The organism is Mycobacterium sp., assembly GCF_039583805.1.
Taxonomy (GTDB): Bacteria; Actinomycetota; Actinomycetes; order Mycobacteriales; family Mycobacteriaceae; genus Mycobacterium.
The window spans coordinates 1-7,655 of sequence record NZ_JAVKSH010000136.1 but is presented as its reverse complement, the minus strand read 5'-3'; the positions used below and the strand labels follow the sequence as shown (position 1 = coordinate 7,655).

General features: G+C 67.7%; 9 protein-coding genes. 3 read left to right on the top strand and 6 right to left on the bottom strand.

Going from position 1 to position 7,655, the window contains the following annotated elements; translation table 11 throughout:
* Positions 1-26: 26 nt before the first annotated feature.
* Positions 27-599 (top strand): carboxymuconolactone decarboxylase family protein, encoded by a 573-nt coding sequence (locus ABDW21_RS15345; RefSeq protein WP_343710671.1) that lies wholly within the window; start codon positions 27-29, stop codon positions 597-599.
* 17 nt (positions 600-616) lie between these two features.
* Here ABDW21_RS15345 and ABDW21_RS15340 read toward each other — a convergent pair whose 3' ends face one another.
* The 5 genes from ABDW21_RS15340 to ABDW21_RS15320 all read right to left on the bottom strand — a co-directional run bounded on the left by ABDW21_RS15340 (position 617) and on the right by ABDW21_RS15320 (position 4,035).
* Positions 617-748 (bottom strand): hypothetical protein, encoded by a 132-nt coding sequence (locus tag ABDW21_RS15340; protein WP_343710673.1) that lies wholly within the window; start codon positions 746-748, stop codon positions 617-619.
* 37 nt (positions 749-785) lie between these two features.
* Positions 786-1,907 carry an NAD-dependent epimerase/dehydratase family protein gene (locus ABDW21_RS15335; RefSeq protein ID WP_343710670.1) on the bottom strand — a complete coding sequence of 374 codons (1,122 nt, stop codon included), beginning with the start codon at positions 1,905-1,907 and terminating at the stop codon, positions 786-788.
* A gap of 64 nt (positions 1,908-1,971) precedes the next feature.
* Positions 1,972-2,211, bottom strand: a complete 240-nt coding sequence (locus tag ABDW21_RS15330; protein WP_343710669.1) for an exodeoxyribonuclease VII small subunit — start codon at positions 2,209-2,211, stop codon at positions 1,972-1,974.
* Entirely contained in the window at positions 2,201-3,433 is a 1,233-nt protein-coding gene (gene xseA / locus ABDW21_RS15325; RefSeq protein WP_343710672.1) for an exodeoxyribonuclease VII large subunit, read from the bottom strand. The genes ABDW21_RS15330 and xseA overlap by 11 nt, the downstream gene beginning before the upstream one ends.
* Positions 3,434-3,447: 14 nt before the next feature.
* Positions 3,448-4,035, bottom strand: coding sequence for a lipid droplet-associated protein (locus ABDW21_RS15320; protein WP_343603076.1), 588 nt, complete (start codon positions 4,033-4,035; stop codon positions 3,448-3,450).
* A gap of 86 nt (positions 4,036-4,121) precedes the next feature.
* On the opposite strand from ABDW21_RS15320, the gene ABDW21_RS15315 reads away from it, so the two are divergent.
* Positions 4,122-5,162 carry a 4-hydroxy-3-methylbut-2-enyl diphosphate reductase gene (locus ABDW21_RS15315; RefSeq protein WP_343603078.1) on the top strand — a complete coding sequence of 347 codons (1,041 nt, stop codon included), beginning with the start codon at positions 4,122-4,124 and terminating at the stop codon, positions 5,160-5,162.
* Positions 5,163-5,171: 9 nt separating this feature from the next.
* Here ABDW21_RS15315 and ABDW21_RS15310 read toward each other — a convergent pair whose 3' ends face one another.
* Positions 5,172-6,161 (bottom strand): DUF6542 domain-containing protein, encoded by a 990-nt coding sequence (locus tag ABDW21_RS15310; protein WP_343603080.1) that lies wholly within the window; start codon positions 6,159-6,161, stop codon positions 5,172-5,174.
* 173 nt (positions 6,162-6,334) lie between these two features.
* Between ABDW21_RS15310 and ychF the strand changes: the two genes are divergently transcribed.
* Positions 6,335-7,408, top strand: coding sequence for a redox-regulated ATPase YchF (gene ychF, locus ABDW21_RS15305; protein WP_343710668.1), 1,074 nt, complete (start codon positions 6,335-6,337; stop codon positions 7,406-7,408).
* Positions 7,409-7,655 lie beyond the last annotated feature (247 nt).

The window sequence follows — 7,655 nt, the reverse complement described above, 5'->3', positions numbered from 1 at the left end:
TAACGAGCCCCAGGAGGTAATCCCAAATGGCGAAGCCAAGCCCTTACAACGCGGCCGTGGTGGTTCCGCTTCCCGATGATGCCGAGTTAACGGCGCTGCTCGGCGATGCATACAACCCCGACACCGCGCTCAACGTCATGAAGATGATGAGTGGCACCGGTGACATGTTCCCTGCCCTCATCGGCATGGTGCAGGCCGTCTTCAATGAACCCGATATTGACGCCAAACATCGGGAAGTCATCATCCTGCGTGCTGCATCCCTGCTGAACTGTCCCTATGAGTGGCAGGCCAACGAGCAGATGGCCAAAAACGCCGGACTAACCGATGCCGAGATTGGCGCGGTCGCTGGGGAACTCACGGATGACGGCCTTTGCGCCGATTACAAGCTCTTGATTGCCGCCACAGATGAACTCCTTGTTTCGGGCACCCTCACCGATAATGTCCTCCAATCTCTACTCGATGCGTTCGGGGTCACCGTCACACGCAAGTACATCGCGACGATCGGCTGGTTCAGCCTCTTGAGCTTGTTCCTTAACGGCACGCGGGTGCCGTTGGAAACCACTGACAAGATCGGTTCACGGACCTCGCCGCTAGGGTGATGTCATTTCGCCTACAGTTACGCGATGCACGGGTGGGCCGGTAGGTCAAGATCGGTGGCCACGACGCGCCGACTGTCGGCGAGCAGTTGACGCACGGTCTCCGTACCGACGAGGCCGAATGCGCCGCTGACCAGAACAATTTCGGTCATAGCGCATTACGCTACACGTAGACGCGGAATGTCCCGGCTACTCGGCGACTGCGGGTCCGCCTACTGCTATCGGATGCGGATCGGCGGCGGCGGCTTTCATCTGGTCGAACAACTCGGTGTAGTACTGCAGACACTCGGACATCGCCTGCTCTGTGGTGAACAACGGGCGGTAGCCCAGGTCGCGGGCGGCTTTATCGATCGAGAAGTAGTTGTCCAAGTACACCCGTTCGACGGCCAGCGGTTCCAGTGGTGGCTGCGGCAACCCGAACCGGAAATGTAGCCGCTGCCACGCCAACATCGCCGCGCGAACCGCGGCGCCCGATATCCGTAACCGGGGCAGGCGCTCGCCGCACGCCTCGATCACCGGCCGGGCGAACTCGAACATGTTCACCGGTTCGGCATCGTTGATGAAGTACGCCTGACCGGGTGCGGTTCCACCGGGTACCAGGTGCTCGGCGGCCAGGATGAATCCGTGAATCAGGTTGTGCACGTAAGAGTTGTCCAGGCGGGCGCTCTTACGGCCGACCAGCACCTTGACGTGGCCGGCCAGCACGGATTCGAATACTTTGCGGAACATGGTCTGATCGCCGCGGCCCCAGATTCCGCTTGGGCGTATCGAGCAGGTCAGCAGGCCATCAATCCCGTTCTGGGACAGCACAAATCGCTCAGCGACTACCTTCGTCTCGGTGTAGAGGTCGTTGAACCGGTCGGTGTAAGGGAGCGTCTCGTCACCACCGGCGATGCGCTTGCCGCCCATCACCACACTGTTGGACGCCGTGTAGACGAATCGCTTGACCCCGGCGCGTTGTGCGGCGTGTACCAGGTTCTTGGTTCCCTCGACGTTGACGGCGAAGCTGCGCTGCCGGTACTCCTCGGTGACCGATGCGCCGCCCATCAACTCGATCAGGGCTGCGGTGTGGACGACGGTGTCGATGCCGTCGACCGCGCCGGCGACGATGTCGCGGTCGCAGATGTCGCCTTCCAGCACCTCGAGACGCGAACGGACGGGCAGCGACGAGGGTGCTCGGTCCAAAGACCGTACGTGGTAGCCGCGGTCGAGCAGGGTGGTGACCAGGTTGGCGCCGACGAATCCCGCCCCGCCGGTGACCAGAACTCGGTCCAGTGGGGCAGTCGGCGATTGTCCGGTGTTCTCAACCATGCCGAGGAGAGTAGCCGATGGGAATAACTGAAAAGTGTTCCCTTTTCGCGCAGATCTACGCGTATCAGTCGCGTTGTCGAGAATCTTCGGGGTCACCGGCGGCCAGCGCATCGGTGACCCGCAGACGAGCACCAGCTAAGTGCTCTTCACAGCGTTTAGCGAGCTGTTCGCCTCTTTCCCACAGCGTCAGCGACGCATCGAGATCGAGCCCGCCCTGCTCCAGTAGCCGGACGACCTCGATCAGCTCGTCGCGGCATTTTTCATACCCGAGCTGACTAACAGGTGTGGCTTCCTCACTCGCCATCGGCTGGTCCTTCGCTCATCGCCGCGATCGCGCCGTCGCCGACGCGTACCCGCAACCTGGTCCCGGCCGGGGCATCGTCGACCGATCGCAGCACCACCGGGTCTGTACCGTCGACTGTCTGCACCACCGCGTAGCCCCGCGCGAGGGTGGCCGCCGGTCCCAACGTAGCCAGTCGGGCCCACAGGTGTCCGACGCGTTCGGTTTGCCCGTCGATGATTCGGGTGATGTCGCGGCGCACCGCGGACCGGGCCCGGTGAATCTCGTCGGCGCGCGCTGCGAGCGCGGCCAGCGGTTCGGCCAGCACCGGCCGGCTGCGCAGTTGTGCCAGCACCCGTTCTTCGCGGCCCACCCAGTTGCGTAGGGCCTGTGCGCTGCGCCGCCGCAGGTCGGCGACCAGCCGCTGCTCGGCCGCGGCATCCGGCACGATACGCTTCGCGGCGTCGGTGGGAGTGGCGGCCCGCAGGTCGGCGACCAGGTCGCACAGCGGGTTGTCGGGTTCGTGACCGACCGCGCTGACCACCGGGGTGGTGCACGCCGCGATCGCGCGGCACAGTGTCTCGTCGGAGAACGGCAGCAGGTCCTCCACGCTGCCGCCGCCACGCGCCACCACGATCACGTCCACGTCCGGGTCAGTGTCCAGTTCGCGCAGCGCGTCGACGATCTCCGCGACAGTGTGGGGACCCTGCACCGCGGTGTTGCGCACCGCGAACCGCACAGCCGGCCACCGCGCCGCCGCCACTGTGGTGACGTCGTGTTCGGCGGCGCTGGCCCGCCCGGTGATCAGTCCGATCACGTTGGGCAGGAACGGGATCGGTCGTTTGAGCCGTGGATCGAAGAGGCCCTCGGCGTCCAGCAGCCGGCGCAGCCGATCGATGCGTGCCAATAGCTCGCCGATGCCAACTGCGCGAATTTCGCTGAGCCGCAACGAGAATGTGCCGCGTCCGGTGTAGAACGCGGGCTTGCCGCAGACGACCACCTGGACTCCTTCGGCGAGTTTGACCGGTGCGTTGAGCACCAGATCGCGCGGAGCGGTCACGGTGAGCGACATGTCTGCTGCCGGGTCGCGCAGCACCATGAACACCGTCCTGGCGTCGGGCCGGATGGTGACCTGGGCGAGTTGGCCTTCCACCCACACGGTGCCCAGCCTGTCGATCCAGCCCGCGATGCGGACGGCCACAGCGCGAACCGGGAACGGGTTCTCGGCCGAATTAGCCGGCTGAATCGGCACCGCTGGGGTCACTTGGCGGTGGCGCGGGTGATCCTGTTGGCCAGCAGCGTCTGGAACGGCGCCCGCGCCCTGGTGGCATCCTCGTAGGCCAGCAACGCCTCGAGTTCGTCGACATCCAGCGTGTTCAGCCGGGCCCGCAGCTGTGCCAGGGTCAGCGTCGCGTAGTCGAGTTCGTGGGCCACCGGCGGCGCGGGCACCGCCGCCACCGCCTTCTTGGCCGATCTGGTGGACACCGGCCGGGTCGGAGGATCGTCCGCGGTGTCGGGAGTCGAGTACAACGCAAACCGGCCCTCGGCGCGGCGGTCGGCGTCGAGCGCGTCGACGCCGGGCTGGTAGCCGCCATCGTCGGGAAGATCCTCGTCGAAGGTCGCCCAGTCCGGTTGCTCGGCTGTCGGGGGGAACAGGGCCTCCAGGGTGGTGTCGCCCTTGATCACCAGCTCCGCGAGGTTCTGTTGGAAGCGCATCGCGAGGTGCGCAGCCTGGCTGGCCAGCGTCATCGGGTACATCAGGATCGTTTTCGGCAGCTTCAGGGTCTCCTCGACGGCGACCGTCGCCGCTCCGACCAGCAGCCGAAACCCGTACGGTGCAGTAACCATGCGTCCCAGACTGCCTTAACCGGCGGCCAACTCCAAGCTGGCGGCGCAGTGTCGCCGGGAAGGTCCGCGGAAAGTAACCTGGGGCCATGCCGCCGACTGTCAACATGGGCCCGGACATCAACATCGGCCCGGACATCAGCATCAGGGCGCGCGCGTCAGGCCCGGTGGTCGAGCCCGCCACCGGCAAGCGGGTGCTGTTGGCCGAGCCCCGCGGTTACTGCGCGGGCGTGGACCGCGCCGTGGAGACGGTCGAGCGCGCGCTGGAAAAACACGGTCCTCCGGTCTACGTGCGCCACCAGATCGTGCACAACCGGCACGTGGTGGACACCCTCGCCAAGGCCGGGGCGGTGTTTGTCGACGAGACCGACGAGGTGCCCGAGGGCGCCATCGTGGTGTTCTCCGCGCACGGGGTCGCGCCGGGCGTTCACGCGTCGGCCGCCGAGCGCGATCTGCAGGTCATCGACGCCACCTGCCCGCTGGTCACCAAGGTGCACAACGAGGCCAAGCGCTTCGCCCGCGACGACTACGACATCTTGCTGATCGGCCACGAGGGCCACGAGGAGGTCGTCGGCACCGCCGGCGAAGCCCCCGATCATGTCCAGCTGGTGGACGGTCCGGACGCCGTCGACGGTGTCAGCGTGCGCGACGAGAACAAGGTGGTGTGGCTCTCGCAGACCACCCTGAGCGTCGACGAAACCATGGAGACCGTGCAGCGGCTGCGGGAGCGCTTCCCGAACCTGCAGGACCCGCCCAGCGACGACATCTGCTACGCCACCCAGAACAGGCAGGTCGCGGTCAAGGCGATGGCGCCGGAGTGCGACCTGGTGATCGTCGTCGGGTCGGCCAACTCGTCGAACTCGGTGCGGCTGGTGGAGGTCGCATCGGGCGCCGGAGCGCCGGCCGCTCACCTGGTGGACCACGCCGGCGACATCGATCCGGCCTGGTTGGACGACGTGACGACGGTGGGGGTCAGCTCGGGTGCGTCGGTGCCCGAGGTGCTGGTCCGTGGGGTGCTGGAGCGGCTCGCCGAGCATGGCTACGACGTGGTGCAGCCGGTGACGACAGCCAACGAAACGTTGGTGTTCGCGCTCCCCCGGGAGATCCGCCCCGCGCGTCAGACACCGTAGTCCGGCCCGTCAGGCGCCGTACTCCGGGGCGTCGGTGTCCGGTGTGCGTGGCCGGCGTCTGCGTGGCGTGGCCGGCCCCTCGTCCGTCGGGCCCGAACTGCGGTACCGGACCCGCGAGATGGGGTGATGCGTCGCCGTGTTGGCGGCCGGCGCGGGTCGACGACGCGGCTCGTACGGGTTGCGCGGGTCCCACGGCTCGATCGGTGGGTAGGGATGCGCGCGGCCGGTCTGCCGGTCCTCGCGCGGATAGGGGTCGCGGCGCGGTTCCCGCACCGGCCGGCCGTGCAGATCCGGATCGCGCGGCTGCCGCGGACGCCGCGAGGGGTCGCCGACGTCGCGGGCGGGTGTCGGGCGCCGCCGCCGGACACGGGTGGCGTCCGGCACGGCGGCGTCGTCCGGCGGAGGGACATGCCGGGACCGGGACGCGGCCGGGCGCGCGGCAGCCCGGGGTCTGTCGACGGGTTTCGCGGGCTTGGCGGTACGGCCGACAGCGTGGCCCCGCAGTGAACTCAACGCGTCGTCGGCGGCGGCGGAACCCCGGTCGAGGAGCGCCGTCAGCCGCGCGGCGAGTGCGGTCCAGTACCGCCGGCTGCCCGCGGTCTCGGCGGTCGTGTTCGGGGCCGCCGCCGAGCGCGCCGTCATCCCCAGATACCAGCGGATCATGCCGATCAGCAGCACGCCGGCCGAGGTGAACAGCATCAACGGGAAACGCTCGATCAGCGGATAGCCGCAATTGATCAGCAGGTCTTTGAGGCTGGTGAGTTTGCCGTCGTGGAACAGCCAGTAGGCGCCGGGCACTGCGCAGAACAAGATCAGCGGCGGCTGGATGACCGCGGTGAAGACGCCGGACTGCCGCACCGTCAGCACCGCCGCAACGCAACCCACCACGTAGAGCGCGGCGAAGACGCCGGTCAGCTGCTTGGCGCCGGATCCGGCGTCGAAAGCGAAGCCCACCGCGGTGTGCGTCGTCGCGATCACGACGGCGGCCCACCCGGGCACCCCGGGGAGGTTGGGAAGGATGGAGCGCTGATCAGCCGCTACCGGTGATCGCGCCCGCTGTGCTGACACATGACGACCGTACCGGCTGGGCGCCCAAAGGCCGTAAACCCGCGCGGCCGTGGCGTTGGCGCGCCGCACGTCGCTCGGTCGGCAGCTCCTACACTTGGCTTCCTGTGAGCCTGAGCCTGGGGATCGTGGGGCTGCCCAACGTCGGCAAGTCGACGCTGTTCAACGCGTTGACCAAAAACGACGTGGTGGCGGCCAACTACCCGTTCGCGACGATCGAACCCAACGAGGGCGTGGTGCCGCTGCCCGATCCCCGGTTGGCGACGTTGGCGCAGATGTTCGAGTCCGCGCGGATCGTCGCGGCGCCGGTGCGGTTCGTCGACATCGCCGGGTTGGTCGCAGGCGCGTCCGAAGGCGCCGGCCTGGGCAACAAGTTCCTGGCCAACATCCGCGAGTGCGACGCGATCTGCCAGGTGGTGCGGGTGTTCTCCGACGACGACGTGACCCACGTCGCCGGCCGGGTCGACCCGGCGTCCGACATCGTGGTCGTCGAGACCGAGCTGATCCTGGCCGACCTGCAGACCCTCGAGCGCGCGGTGCCGAGGCTGGAGAAGGAGGCCCGCACCACCAAGGACCGCAAACCCGCCTACGAGGCCGCGGTGGCCGCCCAGCGGCTGCTTGACGGCGGCACGACCCTGTTCGCCGCGGGCGTGGACGTCTCCCTGCTGAGGGATCTGAACCTGCTGACCACGAAACCGTTCCTGTACGTCTTCAATGCCGACGAGGCGGTGCTGGCCGACGCCGCGCGGGTCGCGGGGTTACGGGAGCTCGTCGCGCCCGCCGACGCGGTGTTCCTGGACGCCAAGACCGAGGCCGAGCTTGCCGAGCTCGACGACGAGTCGGCCGTCGAGCTGCTGGAGTCGATCGGGCAGACCGAGCGGGGCCTGGACGCGCTGGCCCGCGCCGGATTCCACACGCTGATGTTGCAGACGTTCCTGACGGCCGGGCCCAAGGAGGCCCGGGCGTGGACCATCCACCAGGGCGACACCGCCCCGAAAGCGGCCGGGGTGATCCACAGCGACTTCGAGAAGGGTTTCATCAAAGCCGAAATCGTCTCCTACGACGACCTGGTCGCCGCCGGGTCGATGGCCGCCGCCAAGGCTGCCGGCAAGGTGCGCATGGAGGGCAAGGACTACGTGATGGCCGACGGCGACGTGGTCGAGTTCCGGTTCAACGTGTGATTCGGTGGCGGTTCAACGTCCGGGTATGGAGTTTGCACCGGGAACCTCCAACGGTAGACCTACCACCGAGGCCCGCACCTGGGGAATTCCGTGACGGCAGCCCTGGGGAATTATGTGACCGTCGACATCGACCCCCAGCACGGACCCTGCCTCGCCCAGCGTGAACGCAGTGCGCAAAATCGCGCGCAAAATCGCAACCAGTTCACGTTCGGCGCGGGGTCCATACTCGGCAGATCGGCACACGCAT

Excerpts from the sequence above, each read along its gene's own strand:
- ABDW21_RS15340 (WP_343710673.1), bottom strand. The coding sequence starts at position 748 with ATGACCGAAATTGTTCTGGTCAGCGGCGCATTCGGCCTCGTCGGTACG.
- ABDW21_RS15335 (WP_343710670.1), bottom strand. The coding sequence starts at position 1,907 with ATGGTTGAGAACACCGGACAATCGCCGACTGCCCCACTGGACCGAGTT.
- ABDW21_RS15345 (WP_343710671.1), top strand. The coding sequence starts at position 27 with ATGGCGAAGCCAAGCCCTTACAACGCGGCCGTGGTGGTTCCGCTTCCC.
- ABDW21_RS15330 (WP_343710669.1), bottom strand. The coding sequence starts at position 2,211 with ATGGCGAGTGAGGAAGCCACACCTGTTAGTCAGCTCGGGTATGAAAAA.
- ABDW21_RS15315 (WP_343603078.1), top strand. The coding sequence starts at position 4,122 with ATGCCGCCGACTGTCAACATGGGCCCGGACATCAACATCGGCCCGGAC.
- ABDW21_RS15320 (WP_343603076.1), bottom strand. The coding sequence starts at position 4,035 with ATGGTTACTGCACCGTACGGGTTTCGGCTGCTGGTCGGAGCGGCGACG.